The 18,840-nt window shown below is 34.2% G+C and carries 20 protein-coding genes and 1 pseudogene; 7 read left to right on the top strand and 14 right to left on the bottom strand.

The window, feature by feature from the left end; genetic code table 11:
* Window positions 1–142: 142 nt before the first annotated feature.
* Entirely contained in the window at window positions 143–646 is a 504-nt protein-coding gene (locus WAK64_RS13500; protein WP_336587509.1) for a hypothetical protein, read from the top strand.
* Window positions 647–942: 296 nt separating this feature from the next.
* On the opposite strand, the gene WAK64_RS13505 is transcribed toward WAK64_RS13500, so the two are convergent.
* Window positions 943–2,034, bottom strand: a complete 1,092-nt coding sequence (locus WAK64_RS13505) for an MBL fold metallo-hydrolase (protein WP_336587510.1) — start codon at window positions 2,032–2,034, stop codon at window positions 943–945.
* Between the two features lie 627 nt (window positions 2,035–2,661).
* Here WAK64_RS13505 and WAK64_RS13510 point away from each other — a divergent pair.
* On the top strand, window positions 2,662–2,883 hold the full coding sequence (locus WAK64_RS13510) for a DUF2642 domain-containing protein (protein WP_336587511.1): 222 nt from the start codon (window positions 2,662–2,664) through the stop codon (window positions 2,881–2,883).
* A gap of 15 nt (window positions 2,884–2,898) precedes the next feature.
* The gene (locus WAK64_RS13515; RefSeq protein WP_336587512.1) at window positions 2,899–3,789 is read left to right on the top strand and encodes a manganese catalase family protein; all 891 of its coding nucleotides are present in this window, start codon (window positions 2,899–2,901) and stop codon (window positions 3,787–3,789) included.
* A 391-nt stretch (window positions 3,790–4,180) separates the two neighbouring features.
* On the opposite strand, the gene WAK64_RS13520 is transcribed toward WAK64_RS13515, so the two are convergent.
* From WAK64_RS13520 to WAK64_RS13535, 4 genes are all read right to left on the bottom strand, one after another.
* Window positions 4,181–4,681, bottom strand: coding sequence for a hypothetical protein (locus WAK64_RS13520; RefSeq protein WP_336587513.1), 501 nt, complete (start codon window positions 4,679–4,681; stop codon window positions 4,181–4,183).
* A gap of 65 nt (window positions 4,682–4,746) precedes the next feature.
* On the bottom strand, window positions 4,747–5,421 hold the full coding sequence (locus tag WAK64_RS13525) for a TetR/AcrR family transcriptional regulator (RefSeq protein WP_336587531.1): 675 nt from the start codon (window positions 5,419–5,421) through the stop codon (window positions 4,747–4,749).
* Between the two features lie 177 nt (window positions 5,422–5,598).
* Window positions 5,599–5,853 (bottom strand): hypothetical protein, encoded by a 255-nt coding sequence (locus WAK64_RS13530; protein ID WP_336587514.1) that lies wholly within the window; start codon window positions 5,851–5,853, stop codon window positions 5,599–5,601.
* Window positions 5,854–6,200: 347 nt separating this feature from the next.
* Window positions 6,201–6,722: a DinB family protein gene (locus WAK64_RS13535; RefSeq protein WP_336587515.1), complete on the bottom strand. Its 522-nt coding sequence runs from the start codon at window positions 6,720–6,722 to the stop codon at window positions 6,201–6,203.
* A gap of 387 nt (window positions 6,723–7,109) precedes the next feature.
* Between WAK64_RS13535 and WAK64_RS13540 the strand changes: the two genes are divergently transcribed.
* The 3 genes from WAK64_RS13540 to WAK64_RS13550 all read left to right on the top strand — a co-directional run bounded on the left by WAK64_RS13540 (window position 7,110) and on the right by WAK64_RS13550 (window position 8,907).
* Window positions 7,110–7,553 (top strand): PH domain-containing protein, encoded by a 444-nt coding sequence (locus WAK64_RS13540; protein WP_336587516.1) that lies wholly within the window; start codon window positions 7,110–7,112, stop codon window positions 7,551–7,553.
* 364 nt (window positions 7,554–7,917) lie between these two features.
* Window positions 7,918–8,235 (top strand): hypothetical protein, encoded by a 318-nt coding sequence (locus WAK64_RS13545; protein WP_336587517.1) that lies wholly within the window; start codon window positions 7,918–7,920, stop codon window positions 8,233–8,235.
* 276 nt (window positions 8,236–8,511) lie between these two features.
* Window positions 8,512–8,907: a DUF4362 domain-containing protein gene (locus tag WAK64_RS13550; RefSeq protein ID WP_336587518.1), complete on the top strand. Its 396-nt coding sequence runs from the start codon at window positions 8,512–8,514 to the stop codon at window positions 8,905–8,907.
* A 300-nt stretch (window positions 8,908–9,207) separates the two neighbouring features.
* Here WAK64_RS13550 and WAK64_RS13555 read toward each other — a convergent pair whose 3' ends face one another.
* The 6 genes from WAK64_RS13555 to WAK64_RS13580 form a co-directional block, all read right to left on the bottom strand.
* Entirely contained in the window at window positions 9,208–9,507 is a 300-nt protein-coding gene (locus WAK64_RS13555; RefSeq protein WP_336587519.1) for a putative quinol monooxygenase, read from the bottom strand.
* Window positions 9,508–9,565: 58 nt separating this feature from the next.
* Window positions 9,566–10,201 (bottom strand): nitroreductase family protein, encoded by a 636-nt coding sequence (locus tag WAK64_RS13560; RefSeq protein ID WP_419465951.1) that lies wholly within the window; start codon window positions 10,199–10,201, stop codon window positions 9,566–9,568.
* Window positions 10,202–10,227: 26 nt separating this feature from the next.
* Window positions 10,228–10,656, bottom strand: a complete 429-nt coding sequence (locus WAK64_RS13565) for a MarR family winged helix-turn-helix transcriptional regulator (RefSeq protein ID WP_336587520.1) — start codon at window positions 10,654–10,656, stop codon at window positions 10,228–10,230.
* A gap of 228 nt (window positions 10,657–10,884) precedes the next feature.
* A complete protein-coding gene (locus tag WAK64_RS13570) occupies window positions 10,885–11,325 on the bottom strand; it encodes a peptidylprolyl isomerase (protein ID WP_336587533.1) in 441 nt (146 codons plus the stop codon).
* Window positions 11,326–11,543: 218 nt separating this feature from the next.
* Entirely contained in the window at window positions 11,544–12,170 is a 627-nt protein-coding gene (locus tag WAK64_RS13575; protein ID WP_336587521.1) for a YczE/YyaS/YitT family protein, read from the bottom strand.
* 616 nt (window positions 12,171–12,786) lie between these two features.
* On the bottom strand, window positions 12,787–13,953 hold the full coding sequence (locus WAK64_RS13580) for a DHH family phosphoesterase (protein WP_336587522.1): 1,167 nt from the start codon (window positions 13,951–13,953) through the stop codon (window positions 12,787–12,789).
* A gap of 249 nt (window positions 13,954–14,202) precedes the next feature.
* Here WAK64_RS13580 and WAK64_RS13585 point away from each other — a divergent pair, with 249 nt between their 5' ends.
* Window positions 14,203–15,234 (top strand): HD-GYP domain-containing protein, encoded by a 1,032-nt coding sequence (locus WAK64_RS13585; protein WP_336587523.1) that lies wholly within the window; start codon window positions 14,203–14,205, stop codon window positions 15,232–15,234.
* Between the two features lie 512 nt (window positions 15,235–15,746).
* On the opposite strand, the gene WAK64_RS13590 is transcribed toward WAK64_RS13585, so the two are convergent.
* From WAK64_RS13590 to WAK64_RS22440, 3 genes and pseudogenes are all read right to left on the bottom strand, one after another.
* Window positions 15,747–16,877, bottom strand: coding sequence for an ABC transporter permease subunit (locus WAK64_RS13590; RefSeq protein ID WP_336587524.1), 1,131 nt, complete (start codon window positions 16,875–16,877; stop codon window positions 15,747–15,749).
* Window positions 16,878–17,626: 749 nt separating this feature from the next.
* A pseudogene (locus WAK64_RS13595) lies at window positions 17,627–18,631 on the bottom strand (serine hydrolase domain-containing protein).
* Between the two features lie 77 nt (window positions 18,632–18,708).
* On the bottom strand, window positions 18,709–18,840 hold a 132-nt coding region (locus WAK64_RS22440; RefSeq protein ID WP_419465952.1), incomplete at its 5' end, for an IS3 family transposase.

Genomic DNA, 18,840 nt, shown 5'->3' on the forward strand with positions numbered 1-18,840 from the left:
GTATTTGGTTTCATTTTCTAGAAATGGAGGATTTATAAATTCTGTAAAGAATTTAATACATGTGATTAAAACTTCTAGTTTATTCCTAGTATTTGAAACAAAGAACAGCTATATTCTCAATATAAGAATTTGAGGTGATTTTATGTCGGATTTTATATTTCAAGAAGCCAAAACCTTCATTGATAATGCTAAAAAGTTAGGTGGAAATTATATAGGAAGAACAGCTACAATAGAAGAAATCCAACTATTGAATGATAAATTTGGGGACAAGATCCCAAGTTGGTATATGAAATTAATTACCAAACTTCCATTGATCCATATGGAAATTGGTTGGCAAGCATATGAACCAGAAGAAGATTATGATGGGATAGAATATGTAGACATCTATCAGCCGAGTGATATGATAGATGAATCTTTTGAAGCATATCCTGGTAGACCAATTTTAGAAAGAGGTTTTGTGTGCATAGGCGGAGACCCAGCGGGTTCTGGAAATCCCTATTTTATTAACTTTGATGCTGAACATCCAGCTGTATTTCAAATTTACCATGATTCAGTAGACAATCCAGATGAAATTCTCAAGAACGGTAAAGTAAAAGCAGCTGATTCTTTAGTGAATTTCTTTAAAAATGGCATAATATTGGAATAATAAAATCAAGAGAGTTCCGATATACGGCAACTCTCTTTTACACTTAAAAATCAATATTTAAATTTAACATAGCTTTAGCTTAGGTTAGAGACAGAATCATATGAAAAACCTGATAGATTAAACGAATACTATTTTATATAGTTAACAAAAATAAGTTGGCTTCATTATCCTGTTGTGATATTTTGATTTTTAAACCTGTTTTCAAAATTTCACTGGCATCCATTAACACGATAAAAAAGCACCATACATGACAATCATATGGCACTAATTTTATACAAATTCAATTGCTAACTCAACTACTTCCACCATTCATCTGTTGGAAGATGTGATGAACCAATAACCATTTTTTCACCAATTTTTGGCGTCACAATCGGTACCTTCAACCTCGCTGCTTCTTTTGATGCCCGCTCGACAGGGTTCGACCAGCTATGAAGGGCTAATGTGAAGGCTCCCCAATGGATTGGAACAAATTGATTTGCTTTTACGTCGATGCTTGCCTGAACGGTTTGCTCCGGAAACATATGAACAGATGCCCACCGTTCATCGTATTGTCCACATTCCAAAAATGCTAAATCAAACGGTCCATATCGGTCACCAATTTCTTTAAAATGCGGACCGTATCCCCCGTCACCACTAAAGAAAAACTTTTCCTGCTTCGTTTCCATCATCCAAGAACACCACAAAGTATGATTTCGATCATGTAAATTCCGACCAGAAAAATGACGAGCTGGTGCGGACCTAAATGTAATATCCTTTACTTCAACCTTTTCCCACCAATCAAGTTCAATAATCTTTTCATGGCTAACTCCCCAACGCTCGAGGTGGCTCCCGACACCTAAAGGAACCACAAATTTCTTCACTTTGTTCTTTATTTGTTTAATGGTGCCATAGTCAAGATGATCATAATGATCATGAGATAAAAGCACCACATCAATTTCTGGCAATTTTTCTATCTCAAACGGCAATTCACCACTATAGCGTGATTTAGATAGCTGTGGGAATGGAGTTGGACTCGTTCCAAACATCGGGTCAACTAATACTCGCAACCTGCTCATTTCAATATATAGCGCAGAATGACCAAACCATGTAAAACTTGTTTCATGATCCTTTAGTTCAGTCGAAAAATCAACTTGATCCATTTGAAGCCGTTCTTTTGGTTTTCGATTAGGCGTTCTCGTAATCGTAAAATCACGTAAAATAGTCATCATTGAACTAAAAGACGTCGATTCTTTATTCATAGGGTAAGAAAACACACCATTTTGATAGTTTGGCGATGTTTCAAAAGATTTACGTTTCATTTTCTGTGGACGTTTACCAAAATGTGGGTAGGTCATGATAAACAGAATAATCAAGACCATAACACCGATGAAGCTTATCACTATTTGCATTCTTTACACCCTTTCCCTAGGACCAGACTCAATAAGTAACTAGGAGCTCTTTGTACCTAATACTCCTCTTTATACAACGGTTAATTTAATCATAAGCATTACCGAGATTTACCCTAATCGACAATGGCTAAACCACCATTATATCTTTTAACCAAACACAGACAATTGTATTTGATATGTTTAGGTCAAACGTTAACACCATCTACATGTTATTATACTCATTTCACCATGCTTTGTAATGGACTTTCATCACGGAAAGATACGATTGTGATTTCATTCAGCCTGCACAGTTTATTTTACCGTAATAGCTTACAAACCAGACGGACAAGGATAAGTAAAACATATTCATATTTCACATTATAAGATTTACCTTTCATGAAATAGTATCTTTGTTTTTGGAACTGAAGTATATGCCCTCTCTTCAAGGTTAGTCGTTTTCTAAAGAACTGTCCAATAGTTCATACTGTTGTTGAGACAAGTAATGGGTTCACCTTATGAAACGAGAGAGTTTTCATGCCTCTTTATTTTCAAATGGGGTTCAAAATACTTACTCAAAAGTCATGGGACAAATTTTATTTTTATTTCCTTCTCATATATATCTAAGTGAAGCAAATAGAAGGAGTGGTGATGATGAATTCTCAAGAACTCATGATGCACTCGCAAATTGACCCTTATGTTTACCAATACGTCACTTCTTACATCGGGAAAACAGCGGTTGTTCAAACGACTCAAGGGTCCTTAAGAGGGCGAATACAAACGGTGATGCCTGACCACTTAGTTATCGAAGTAAGTGGGGTTCCATTTATGGTGAGACTGCAACAATTGGTATGGCTTTCCCCGTCTCAATAGGAAAGGAGGCTTTTCATGTTTAAGCGATTAAATCGACTACAAATTGCCCTAACAATTCCAGAGCATGGCGATGCAAATGCTGCTGCTGCAGTTCAAGAGCTGCTTGGCGGACGTTTCGGTGAGATGTCAACGTTAAACAATTATATGTTCCAGTCGTTTGGATTTCGAAATAAGAAAAAACTAAAACCCTTTTATGATCTAGTCGCAAGTATAACGGCGGAGGAATTTGGTCATGTGGAGCTAGTGAATAACACGATTAACTTATTATCAAAGGGGGTTACTTTTACAGGCGACCCTAATATTACACCGCTCCAAAGAGGAGTAACTAGTCGGAACACGTATCAATATATCGCAACAGCTCAAACTGCTTTACCAGGTGATTCAATGGGAAAATCTTGGACTGGTGACTACGTTTTTAATAGTGGAAATTTAGTCCTCGACTTACTTCATAATTTCTTCCTAGAACTAGGGGCAAGAACACATAAAATGCGAGTATATGAAATGACCGATCATCCGACAGCAAGAGAAATGATTGGCTATTTATTAGTGCGCGGGGGGACGCATGCCCTTGCTTATGCAAAGGCAATCGAAATTGCGACAGGAGTCGATGTTAAAAAAATGCTTCCCGTTCCGAATTTAGATAACTCAGCTTTTGATTCTGCCAAAAAATATGAGGAACAAGGTTTAAATAATGTGTTGTACACATGGAGTGAAACGGATTACCAAGACATAAATAAAATATGGAAGGGAACAAATCCAGAAAATGGCCAAATGCTGCACGTAATAAAGGGAGCGCCTGAAGGGGGACCTATCCCAGATTTAGAGGATTTACCAGAGGAATTTGCGCCTGGAATAGACAAAGACGACTATGACAGAATCGCAAAAAAATTGATGGAAAACTTATAATCTATTTAGTATTCACTATTCGCTTCGTTTCCAAAAATTAAATTATTAATTTGAAGCGTTCACGCCAATACTCATCCTTTAGTAAGACAGCAAGAAGGAAGTTGTCTTTCAGCATGAACAAGAAGGCTATTCAAACAAACAAGATGAAGTTTATCTTTCTAATAGATATTATAGAAAAATAAAAGATTTGTTGGTTTGGAATAAAGTTTGATCAAATAAATCTTTCTATTAAAAAGAAGCCTTTTGAACAAGAATGAGCAAAAATGGCTTCTTTTTCTTCAAATTATTATTAAAATGATTGATCATTTTCTACCTTTAATATGTAAGGTCGTACCCTATCGATGAGGGTTTGATTTCAAAAAGTAAAAGGAACGACAGATATAAGCAAAAATTAATTACTTGAACTGTTTAATGTAAACAATGTAGATAATTTATATAGTGCATAAGCTGGTAGTATTATTCGTATCATATTTAGAATTGCCCAAAGTGTTAGTTTTGAAGAATATTGTTCATCTAAAATGCTCCCTTGATCTATCACAGGAATATTAATTCCAACAATGACAAAAATGGTAATCACAAAAACGATAGAAAATAACAATAGTGATGTTTTTACCGCTTTTTTCTGAACAATAGTAAGAAATGATGATTTAAATAGTAATCGTATATGCGAAATTATGACAATGATTGCTATTGGAAAATAGTACATTCCTGGATCAGTCGTATGTTTAAACTCACGAAAATGCATCATATTGGTAGGTACATCTCCAATTAACCAATTAGGAACAAACACAATTTGTTCAAATAACTCTCCAAAAAGAAGTGCACACATTGATAAGAATGCTACAAATAACCAGACTCTATCTTTCCCTCTATTTTTTAAATGAGTTTTCAATTTACTATTCCTCCAAAAATTAAATTTCCGTTAACTAATAACTATAGATGGGTAAGGTATTAAAATTAGTTTATATTTTCAACCCCTTTTTTAATAAAATTCAGTTTTATTGTTAAATCTTTCATCGCTTCTTCAACAGTTTTTGTCTTCGTTATGACAGGAAGAATCGTTGATCTCATTGTCTGAGAAATAAGATCCATCAAGGCATTCATCTCAGATTTTGAAAAAACTGTTCCATAAGATTTTTCAACCAACTTTTTAAAAACAGAATTATTTTTCACTTCCTTCTCCATTTCCCTATCAAAGATCATTATCGCTATTGGACTTTTAGCGATATTGTGGAGCACCTTTGCTTTGTCGGATAAATCATCCTGATGAGCATTAATCTTCATCAATTCTTCTTTAGCAAGCGAAATAAAAAATTCAAAGAAATCCATTTGTGAGGATTTCACAATTTGCATATCACCTCTTATGGTGTGTGTGATATAAATAAATAAGTCCTCTTTATCAGCGAAATATTGATAAAAACTACCTCTTGCAATTGAAGCTGTAGTCACTATGTTTTTTATTGATACTTCTTCATAGGGAACTCTACAAAACTCTTTTATGGCGGCATCGTAAATTTTTTGCTGTTTCATTTCTTTGAGCTTAAAAAAAGTATCGCTTGGCATATGAGCATCCACTCCTACTTTCAATTTCTTTAAAATGACACGTGTCATCATTATAGTGACACGTGTCATTTTTGTCAACTTAAAAACTTCCAACTCTCTTCAATAAATTCACCTTCACCTGTGAGAATTTATGTAATGGTATTTTTCAGTTGCTTATAAAACATCTAATTTATTTCAAGAATGGAAAATGAACAATCTTTCTTATTAAAATTAGCAATGGACAATAAAAAAGGAACCTCTAATACGCTAAGGCTCCCTTCTATTGTAGAATTTTATTAGCTTTTCAATAATGGACAATAGCAAATAAATGACAATTGCCGTTGCAATAATAATGAAAAAAGAATTTGTTAAAAGGTTAACATCAAGCTCATTAATAACTTTTTCTACTTCACCGTTACTATCCAAAAAGATGTGCGTCCATCCGTTATATTCAAGCGTAAAAAATGAAATAATGAAACCTACAATAAATCCACCGACAATAGAAATCCAACCCTTTTTCATCGTTTCACCTCTTAACTTAAGCATCATGAAACAAAAGACTAGCTATTTTGTCATTTCTTACAATCTTAGTTTATTAGAGGTTGCGCCTGTTGAGAACAGGGATCTTCCAACAATCATTTTCTAAATGCGCTCTCTTCATTACGATGTTTAATTAGTCGAAAGGAGATGAAGGGTGACTTTCATTCGGTAAATATTATTTACTGTCTTTTTGGCATTAATAATTAACAAGCTTTCTATAAGTCAATTACTATTAAATAACCGTTCAAACTCAACTTGCTATAGGTAAAGGCCTCCCAAAATAAAGGAAGGCCTCTCATTTCATATGTGAAATGTATCAGAACATACGTCTACTTAGAAACAGCTACATAAAAATTGTCTAGTATGATTTCATTCAATTGTTCAAAATGCCTTAATTCATGTAGACCAACAAATTCAACACATTGTTTTATAGATAATGATTCAAACTTAGGGAATGAAATACTAATTTCTGATATCCCCTCTTGATTACTTATTTCGTTTACTAGTTTCAGGAAATTAGCTCTTGATTCAGCTAACATAGATATTAATTGAGCTTTTGTAATAAAGTCCGTAGAAGGAGCTCGATCTTTAGGCACTTTTGCTTTAATTGAACGATCTAGAAGCATTAATAATGGTTTTCTTTTTGCAGGTTTTCTTTCATTTTTTTCAATTGCGGCTTTTACCATATGAGTAATTCCCACTTCACTATCATATAAATGGCGTAAAAGCTGAGCTATACTCCATTTGTCATCTGCACTTCGCATGTTTATTTGTTCATCAGAAAAATCTTCAATACATGCTAAAACCTTGCTTCTAATCATATCAATACTCATTAATTCATACTCAAACATTTATCCCACTCCTTGAAATAGATTTACTACCACCATTATACTATTCTCTCTATTGTTAATCTATTCCATTTACTCCAAAAATATAAAACTTATTCATGTCACACAAAATTATAGATAAGTATGAACAGTACTAGGGCAAATCTATGTTAAATTTATTTATGTAATTCACCACTATCAAAAAATTAGATCGCTTTTGAAAAAAGTTCTATTAACTAAAAAAACAGTATTTATCTTAAGGTTCCCTCTTTTCCCTGTAATGCTTGGTTTCTATTATGGTATAGAGTCAATCGATATTGCTTCCTCGTCATCAAATCGACAATAATTTTTTATTACCTGTATTATAATTGAACTAGATTTCAAATTATTAAGAAAGGTATGATCTATTCTATGTTTTATCGCTCAAAAACAGATATATTTTCTATAGTAACTATTTTTTTAATGGTTTGGATTGGGGCTGCTGTATCACTACTTCCCATTATCGCAACATTATCAATGGTCATAATAGTGTCTGCCATCTTTATTATTTCATCCGTCTTTATATGGTGGTACGCAACGTCGATTAAGTTTGATTTCGATAAAAATTATCTATTAGTTAAAGGTGGGCCATTTAAAAGTAAAATTCCGTATAAAAGTATATTAACGGTTACACCAACAACAGAAAGGCTGACTGGATATCGAATATCATCATCTGATAAGGGACTTGAAATAGTTTATAATCAAGAAGCTCATCGTAGTATTAAAATACTGCCAATAGAGAAAATGATGTTTATTACAGAGTTAAAAAAACGATGTCCTAATGTACAAATTCCAGAGAATCAACAATTCGAGTAATCAGTTTCATTTGCTTTCCCCTACACTAGGTAAAGAAGCTGTCCCAATAGTTAGCTAGAGCCGTTACAAGTACAAGTCATTCACAGAAGTCGATAAAAATTATACAGTATTACCTAATATCATAACGGATTTGAATATACTTCAATTTCAAAATAATTGTTGTGAGGTTATGAGAATTAGTTGTTTAGAGAAGGTAAATGAATTCCCCTCGTCCTTTAACTATTACAAATTTTCATAGTATTTATTCTATAATTAATGCATACCACTTAATGTTCTGTAATCTCATATAGTGGTATGTATTTTAAATTATGCGAATTTCAAAATAAAACTTTGTTAATATTCAATTCAGAGGGGAAGTGATATATTGAATAGGAAAATTTGTCTAATGTTAATAATCTTATCCATGACACTACTTGTAGGTTGTTACGGCACTGTAGACTGGTATGAAAGTAATAAGTTTACAGGTACAGTAGATGAAATACTGATGGAAGAGAAAGTACTGAAAATTAGAGAGTATGCTATTACTGATAAAGAGCCGACGGATATTGTCTATGAAATTCCAGTTGATAATCTTAATGAGTATGAGGTTGGGAATAACCTTCATGTAGTTATTGAGACAAACACACTTGAAGACGTCTGGGACTTAGATCACTTAAGGTTTACCATTACACCTATAGAGTAACCGTAGTATTATCTCTTAAAATTATTCCTCATTAGAAAAACCACTCACCACAGCTCGTGGAGACGGGAAAGTTATATCTATTCAAATTTATTCCCAAATATGTTCAAATGGCATTAATCATACTTTGAACCCATTATCATTTCTGTCTTCCTTATAAATCAAAAGTCGGTAAGAGCTCTTAAAAAGCTACCCACGCTTAAAATTAGATATTTTTAACAATACGTCTGTAAAAATGATACATTTTATCTAAGGTAATTGATTAGAGGGGGACAATAAATGAAGAAAGCAATTTGGATTGTGTTAATACTGCTACTAATATCAGGTTGTCGTTATAGCCCTTCTGATGAGGATATTGTAGATAATCAAGCGGTAATAACTAACCTTGAGAAGTTTATGAAATTTGTTGAGAATGTAAATCAAGGTAAAGAAGACAAAATAAGAGTTGTACGATATACCGATGAAGGAGATGCACTATTGCACGACCTTGAATACGATGGGGAAATCATCACTTCAACCACTGATACCACTAGAGACGAATTCGGTGATGGAATTGTGAGTACCGCGTCCTGCAAATCAATTGATATTAAAGAGACAGACGAAAGAATGGACTACACTTTATCAGGGTGCGACCAAACAAATAGAAATAATAGCGTTTTAGTAATTTTGAAATAAAAACATAGCAAAAGAGGCTGGGACATAAGTATCCCACCCATAGGAAAAACCGAACTATAATGAAAACTCGAATATAGAGTTTCGTTATAGTTCGGTTTTTTCGTTTTAACTCTTAGTTTTATAAGAGATATTCGGTTTTGAGAATGGTACATTTAGTTTTGTCCCAGCCTCTTTATATTGCTCATTATAGTGTTAGTTTCTTGTTCATTATACTGTGAATTTCATAGCTGATGTGTTTGCGAATCATCAATTTGTACTTCAAAACCGAACCTGTTATGTTCTAACCGATACCTTTCACTACTACAATTTCTCCACTGCTTTTGCTTCAAAAACCTTCGCATCTAGAGGGGCTGTTAAATATTCACTTGCTTTCCCCGTGAAGTAGGTAAAATGCTCACTGACATTATGGGATTGAACTGCTTCAAAATCCTTCCACACTTCAACCATCGTATAAACACCGTCTTTTTCAGTATCCTTCATGAGATCATATGAGATATTCCCGCTTTCTGCTCGCGAAGCAGAAATAAGAGATTGGACCTCTTCCATAAATGTATGTTCTTTCGTTGGGTTTACTTGAATCGTAGCGTGAATAATAATCATTTCAATCTTCCTTTCGACAATGATTTCCTAACAGGATCACTAACAATTTTGACCTAAATTACTTCCACTCTGCAATTCTTTCAATTGGCAGGCGCGTGGATTGATGCCCTTCTTCAGCAGCTTTTCCAATTGAAATCAGCATAACAGGTGTATAGCGTTTCGGGTCCATTCCAAATGCTTCAGCTGTTTGCACTTTTTCATAACCGCCGATTGGATTCGTGTCATATCCGTGGGCACGTGCTACTAACATCAGTTGCATTGATACTAAACCGGCATCAATTAAATTGACATCTTTCTTCATTTCATCCGTAACGTTTTCATATAAGCCTTTAATGCCAACTAACTGACGGTCTCTTACTTCAGCAGGCATAAGACCTAATTCAACAGCTCTATTATAGATTTCCTCAGCATAATCAACACTATTCATGTCAGCAAATACCGCAATGACAGCAGAAGAGGTTTTTACTTGATTCTGATTGAATTTTGCTAGTGGTGCTAGCTTTGCTTTTCCTTCCTCACTATCGATGACTACAAAACGCCAAGGCTGTAAGTTTAATGAAGATGGCGCTAGTGTTGCCTCTGATAATATTTCTGTCATTTCTTCTTTACTAATCTTCACACTTGGATCATATAGGCGAATGGAACGGCGTCCTGTAATAATTTCATTAAAGTCGTTTAATTTAGTTGTATTCATGATGAATTCTCCTTTTTTGTTATTCATTATATTTTTTCTACATTATGTTCAATACGAGTGAGCATGTCTGAAAGTACAGCACGTTCTTCCTCATTAAACCCTTTTAGTACACTTGCTATGAACCGCTCTTTTTCTTCTCGATAAGCAACAATTTTTTGATATCCTTCGTCCGTAAGACGGACAAACGTAATTCGATTATCGTTGGGATTTTTCCGACGAGAGACAATTCCCTTCTCTTCAAGTTGCTTTAAATGTCTCGTAACAGCAGCACGGTCAATATTTACCTCTTTCTGAAGAGCAGTTTGACTAATCTCACCATCTTCATAGAGCTTGTGCAATAGATCAAGCCGCGATTGGCCTATCCCTGTACATCGTTCAAATTTCGGCATTATTTGCTTGTGAATTCCGTATAACTGATACACAATTTCCGTCGCTTTAGAACATGATTCAGACAATAGTCAGCCTCCTTTTCATCACTAGTAAAAATTAATTGATAGGTCAATGATTGACCCGTCAATTAATATACAACACTTCTTACTTGAAGTCAACGATTCCGTTCATGAGAAAGATTAACGCAAGAAACGAATGTGTAATAGTCGGAATTTGAATATAGCTTTCTCTCTTAAAAGAACGAAAAAAGCAGAGGGACAAAGCCCTCTGCTTTTTTATAAATGTATTAAAGCTTATTCAGCGTCAAATACTTTAACTTCTTTCATTACATCGCCATTATTCATAGCTAGGACTGTATCCAATCCAGATGTAACTTGACCAAATACAGTATGAACACCATTTAAATGTGGTTGTGGTTCATGAACGATGAAGAACTGACTTCCACCAGTATCTTTTCCTGCATGAGCCATTGAAAAAGCGCCTGCTGCATGTTTATGTGGGTTCCCTTCTGTTTCACATTTAATTGTGTAGCCAGGGCCTCCAGTACCATTTCCATTCGGATCTCCACCTTGACTTACAAAGCCAGGAATAACTCGGTGAAACGTTAACCCATCATAGAAACCTTCTTTTGCTAGCTTCTCAAAGTTTTCAACTGTTCCTGGTGCTTCTTGTGGGAAAAGATCAAACTCAATTTTGTTTCCGTTTTCCATTACTATGTATCCTTTTTTAGACATCATCTTCATCTCCTTGGTAAAAATCATTCTTATCATAACAGATATTGAAGCCGAAGAGAAATAATTTCAATCATTTGGTGACCATTTTTATCTCCATTTACATTTTCGATCAAAACCAACCCTGTCCATCCACTCTCAGTTTCCGTCAAAATTCGGAAGAAAAAGCAATCGGAGAAAAAACCTCCGATTGCTCAGCAATTACGTTACTATTCGTCTATTTATTCAGCCGGTACCGCCGCTTTTCCCATCGATTCTTTTTCAAATAAACGTTCAAAGATTGGGAAGAAGAACTGAACAACAAAGCCTAATAGAACAGTGACAAGAATCGTCCCCACTCCAATATCGCCTTGGAATAAGAAAGCTAATGAAAGGGCAAATCCTTCACTAATTAAACGTGAATTTCTTAAATTCAAACCAAAGCGAGTATGAATGGCCACCATCAATGTATCCATTGGACTTGCTGGAAATTTAGCTTGTAAATAGATTGCCACTCCTAATCCCACTGTCAAAATCCCAAGTGCTAGAGCGATTAATTGACTCACGAGGGCTTCAGGTGCAAAGGTTGATAAGATGATTTCTAACCAAAAATCAATTAAAAAACCAATCACAAATATCGTTGCCGCAGCTAGTACATCTGGCTTTTTTTTCATGATGATAGCATTCAGTGCAATCAAAACAATACCATTAATAATGACAGCCGTTCCTACTGTGATATTAAACATATTTGACTCACCCACTGCAAGAGCATCCCAAGCAGACGCACCTAATCCTGCTTTAATAATAAGAGCTACGCCCATCGTTAAGATGAATAGCCCGACTGAGAAAAATAAAAATCTTCGTTTCATTAAAATATCCCCTTATCTGTAAACGTTGCCACTCTTACTTACTGAAGGTCCTACCTTGATAGGTAAGATGTCTGACAACGTAAAAATTTATACTCTTAGTTTAATAGATAAAGCTTCTTTTGGCAAAGTAATTTTTTGTGAACACACTTCCTTTCTAGTATCATAATGATCGTGTCTATAAAATAGCCGTTTCATCAGATATCTTACCCTTTCTTTCTTCCTATACGAGGGAGCATTGTCCCTTTTTCAGTCAATAACATTATTTAACTCTATTAGCATTCTCTCTTACACCAACAACAAAGTAGTTGTGTACCAATTAACGACAACAAAAAACCTCCAAAACACTTGACAATGTCAAGGACTTAGGAGGTTTTAATATATTTTATGTGCTGATGAACGAATGCATTTTCTTCTTCAATTATCTTTTTTAATAATCAAGTACGCTTCTCTTTAAAATTCATGCAATAGTTGTTCTGTTTTAAAGCCGCGGTCAACGTATCGTAGCAGATTTGAGGACCATACATTTCGCTGATCGTAGTGCCTTAAAAATCCCACACATCCTCCCTTTTTAACGAGGTTACACGTTGAAAATGGTGTTTTCTACTCTCCGTATATACTAGGTTTTCGTTTGTATGTATTCCGCAAAAATTTCATCATTCGCTAATCCAACGTTGTATTTTCTTTTCATAAAGATTTCCGCTTCCTTATATGTCTTATATGAAACAGCTTCTTTTGTTCCATTCACAATCACATTCCACTCCTCATCGGTGGCTACTAGTACAATAAACAAATCATCTCCATTTGTGAAAAGCGTCCCTTTTTTATTTTCTTTATAATTTTCTTCATTCTTTTCAGCATCCTTATAGATAGGACTTTGTTCAAACGCCTTTAAAACAAAAGACTCGAAGGCTTTCTTTGTAATATTTCCACCTGCCGCTTTTTGATGTCCTCCTCCTTTAAACTTTTTTGCAACTTCCGAAACATCCACATTATCGGATATCGTTCGAAAGCTCATTCGTTTACTGCCAAGCGATAGAAGGATTATATATTCCAAATGGGGGAATTCACGTCCAAGCACATTTCCTAATTCGGAAATATAGGCTTCAGCATGAACCACACCGACGTAATGACCGTCAAATTGAACTTGGTACACTTGTCTTTTCTTCCTCTTCACGTAACGTTCGATCTTTTCTTCTTCTAATTCTAATAAATTGGTTTCAAAGGCATCAAAATGGAAGGAGTCCTCTCCCTTTAGCTTATTTAATATTCTCTTTTCAAACTGGTTTAATGACATTATGCCTAATAAGTCATTCAACTGCTTAGCGCAAGTATTATTATTCACTTCCCATTCCCAAGTATCATACTGCCGAACTAGTTCTACAAACTGATCTATTACTGGAACACCAAGAGTGAGATGATTCTTTTGAACTAAGTATTTGTAAAATAATGACGTTGCACTAGTCAATTGGTTATCATCTTGTTTGACGCATACCGTTGCCCAATCATGTTGATTTAAATGGAGAGCCGATTGGTGGTGATCTATCAGCTTGATAGTCCTACCCTTTTCTACTTTTTTGGATATTAGCTTTTCTTCTTCCTCATTAACGGATAAGTCTGTAATATAAATAGGATCCTTTATATTCTCTTCTAAAAGTAATTGTAAAGTATAGTGCATGGACCCAATTGAAGAATAATACACCTTAATCTCTTGATTAAACGCAAGTTTTCCTAAAATACCACATCCCATTCCATCTAAATCATTATGCGTAATTAAGTGAATCATCTTTTTGCTCCTTTTTTCCTTTTTCTTAAATAGTATTTCTATATTACATACATGACATTCTATTATTCATTTTTCATTCTAGACCTTAGTAATTTGCCCGTTTTGCCTAACTTTTTTCTAGATTAACCATTATTCTATACTTTTTTCGGAAACACATGACTTTAGTCCTGTATTCTGAAAAATCACTCTCTTATATTGTGCTTATATTTTTCCAATATTATAATAATAGAATAGAGAGGAGTAACTACTATGGAAAAATCACAGATTTCTTTTGACCTAATTGGAAAAGTTCTTGGAGAAGATATTTATTCTATTCAAGGGACCTTATTATTAAAAAAAGGAACAATCATAAAAGAATCTCATATCTTATTATTACAAAATCATAAATTTGGACAAATGATACCAATGCAGGAGAAAACAAAAAAACCTCTTGTATCAAAAAATGAGCTTGAATATGATCAATTCTCGCAATATTTGGCTTCTGAATTCAAACGTATACAAGATGGTCTTAGTTTATCAAATGTCACAGCAATATTAAGAAACTTCTCTTCCCTCTTAGAAAAAACACTAGATGATATTGCTATTACATCTCTTTTTAAAAAGCAAACAAATTCAAACGACTATTTAACTCAACATAGTATTCATGTAGGCATATTATCGGCCATGATAGGAAAAATTCTTTCATTCTCACGACAAGAATGTATTCTTTTAGGTCATATGGGATTATTACACGATATTGGAATGTTAAAAATACCAAATCACTTGGTAACTAAATCAGAGCCACTAACTACAGCCGAAGTCAAAGTCGTTCGCAGCCACACATCGACCGGCTATGATATGTTAAAAGAAGTTGCGTATATTTCTCCACTTATCGCTCAAGCTGCCTTACTTCACCATGAGCGAGTAGATGGGTCAGGATATCCGATGGCGATTAAGGAAAGTAAAATACATATTATGATTCAAATTATATCTGTAGCGGATGTGTTCAATGCTATCTGTTCCGACAGACCTTATTCTTCACAACAACCATACTTAACAGCGGTTTCCAATTTAATGAATGAAGTACGCTCAACGAAACTAAACCCAGCTGTCGTGATTCCATTCACACACTATGTAATGAGGCAACACTTAAGACAAAAAGTTGAGCTTAATTCTGGTGAAGTGGCGGAAGTTATGTTTATCCATCAAAATGAACCTGATCAACCACTAATTAAAGTAGGAACGGAATATATCGACCTTCGGAAGCATACGAAGCTTAAAATTGTGAAGCCCGCGCCATAACAAGCGGTATTCTACCGCTGCACGATTGTATGGCATACTAAGTTTAATTATTCCCACGCAAGATTTTTATGGAAAAAAGATTATGGGAACTATTAGATTGGTGGTTACGTATTCCTATCGTATACAGGAAGTACCCTTTGTCCATTTAAATCACTTTGTTTTAAATCTATTGTTTAATAAAAGGAATTGAAGCCATTACTCACTTATTCAAGGGTGAAATCGCTATTTCTCCAGCACCTCTTCTGTTAAGCGCTTTAGCATCTCTTGTTGTATTTATCCATTTAAAGGTGCGGAAGATTAAGAAATAACTAGCATTTCGATATAGTTGGAGGATAATCCAATATTAGTTTCTGCTAATAATAGTAATGATATGTCAAGAATTGATGCTACATATTTTGTAGCATTTTTTTATATGCGTATTGGCTTGAGATTAATAAAGACTTTTTAAGAATGAACGTTAAAGTATCCACTCTATTCCTATTCAATTCACAACCAAGCTCAATTTTTTCAATTTACATCACTTGTGTTCGCTTAATTGCTTTATAAACCACTACCAAGAAAATAGTACTAATCATCCCAACGAAAGAATAGTGTACAAAGGGATCTAGGACTGGAAATCCACCTATATTCATTACATGAAAAGATTTAGTAAACTCTTGAGCAGTCATTAAATTCATAAAGCTATACATTTTCACATAATGCCAAAATGGGGAACTTACCTCTACTATTGGTAAGATGAAAACAGCACTAATAATGAAAAAACAAAACAATGATTTTTTAAAAATGGCTGATACAGCTAAAATGACCATCATAAAAGCAACAGCTACGAGGAAAAGAACTCCAATTTGTATCATGAAGTACTCTAATAGAGTAAGGTCATAGGGTGAAAATTTTGCATAGGCTTGAATAGGAGCATTCCATCCATGATTTCCATAAATATAGGTGTGAATGACTAGGATTATGGCTACCCAAGACAATACAACAAACAATACATAACTAAAGGAAGCAATAATTTTTGCTGTTACCCCTTTGCTTCGACCATATTTTGTACTATACAATATTTGATCCATTTCCGTTTTCTTTTCATTTCCAAATATCGAAACTAGTCCAATGATCAACATAAACACAGTAAAAAAAGGGAATAACTCCTTTACTAGAGTAATGGTTCTTTCAGGACCTATACTATATTGGAACGTATTAATTTTTAAATGTTCTAGCATATTTTTTTCAAGCAATGCTTGCTTATAAGGAAATTCATCCTCATTAAATTTTAATAATTCACTGTTTAATTCATTAATTCTTTCAGGAATAATTCGATTAACTATGAAATCATACTGACCAATTGAATAAAAAAGGTATTGTTCAGCCCTTTCTTCCTCTGACTGAGCTTCATTACTATATTTTTCCTCATAAATTTTTAGTAAACGTTCTGCTTCATCAAATTTATCCTTATTTAATTCACCTTCCCATTTATGGGAGATGACCTGTAAATCATCCTTATAATCTAATGGATCACCTCCATACCCTAAAAATGGTTGAGAGAAGCTAACTAAACAAAATATTAGAAACAGAAGGAACATTGTAATATAAATTCTCTTTTGTCTGAATATTTTATATAGCTCAAATTTCACTAATTGCTTCATTATACGTCTACCTCCAAAATCTCACCATTTCCAATGAAGTTCATACTCATGGCAATAGAAGAGAATATCATTTTTACTAACAGCCCCTATCTTTCAGATAGACAAAACATACGCTGATTTGAATTACAAGGGAGCTTGTTTAAATGACTTTTTTATCCTTCAAATATAATTGGCTCAGATAGTTAAACGATATGGGGTCCGAAAAGGTTTTAATTAAAGGATAAAATTTTTACTTATCCAACAATTATATTTATATCCATCAACCATTCATGATATAGGCTGAATACGACCTTACATTTTGGGTCATCATTTTATATTGATTCTCACAAAAAACAAGGTAGTTGTATACCAAATGATTTATCATAAAAATGAGACACTACTTATGAATTTCAGTGTTTAAAACCACACTAGACTTTCCAAATCACGAAATTTACTAAAATTTAAAGTCGTTAAACAAGAAAGACCTCTAGTTTAAAAAATACTATAAATAAATAAAAGAACCTTAGCTCTTCAAACTAAAGGCTAAGGCAATAAAATATATCTTTATATATTACTGTCTACTAGACATCATTAAGTCCGTGATATAAGGAAAAAGTGGCTTGGGCCCCGAACAATTGGCATGAACGTTCATTTAACTATATGAAATCGCCTTCTCGCCTACTTCTTTTTGATTGCATAATTCTTCGGCTTAATGAAAGAAAAAAGATAGGTGAAAAAATGTCACCTACCTGTATGTACAATCTTCACTTTTACTTATGAAAAATATCAGCAACAATATTGCTAAATTCTCTTAAGTAGTAAAGATAATTATCTCCACCGTAGTTATATCGTTTGTTATACATTTTAGCCACGACCACATTGTATTTAGGAATGATTAGAAGCGTTGGGCCTGTTACACCTAAGATTTGATAGGATCCTTCTGGAACTCTATCGCCAAGTTCACTGAAGGATGCAGGCGTTCCTTGTACGTACCAAAACAACCCATTTTGCGGAAGCCTATTATCGTTAAAATGAGGGCTTTGAATTTGTGTCGCTAACTCAATCACTTCTTTAGGAACAATTTGTTTTCCACCGATAAATCCTTTGTTTAAATGGAGATTTCCCCACTCGGCAAACTCTCGAGCAGACGTATGTAAATTTGATTCCGTCCCATCAGCAAAACGTCCCAACTTATATGAACCATCAACATCTGGATCAATAATTTGTTTAACTAACCATTCATTTTCTTTCGTTTGCCACGCGGTTTCCTTAAAGCCTAGCGGTGAAAATACTCTTTCTTTTAAGAAATCTGGATAACTCTTGTCATAAAGACGATTGACTAGCCTCGCCATCATTAATACATTGATTCCTCTATATGCCCAACCTTCGCCTGGCTCAAACTCTCGAAAAATTGTATGATTCTATTTTTCATGTAGGCCGTGTGAATGAGTCACTAAATGCCGTATCGTTGTTTTTCCCAGCAACTTTTCATCCATTTCTTCGAAGTAATCTATTGCGTAGTCATCTAAGCTTTTAATCTTCCCTTCATATAGAGCATAAGCCACTGCTAAACCAAGGTAGCTTTTTCTTGCTGATGCTACATTAAATTGGGAGGATGCTGTCGTTGGAGTTTCGTCAGCAGAATTAGAATGATAGCCATTATAGTATTCTAGTATCACTTCGTTATCTTTTATAATATATAAAGACGAAGTGCTACTCTTATTTTTATCCTTTATTTCCTCAACCCACGTAATTAATTTATCGAGCGCCTTCAATATGGATTCTCCTTTCCATCCAACCTTTGTCATTCAATACAAATCATTTAATCGAAAATTGGACTGTCAACACCAAACTAGACAAATTTCTTAAGGTGTCTATTTTTGTACTCAACAGGACTTGTATACCCTAGTGTGCTATGAATACGAATATGGTTAAACCAATGCACGTAATCACACAGTTCTCGTTTTAATTTTTCTAAGCTTTC

This window comes from Bacillus spongiae, assembly GCF_037120725.1.
Classification (GTDB): Bacteria; Bacillota; Bacilli; order Bacillales; family Bacillaceae_K; genus Bacillus_CI; species Bacillus_CI spongiae.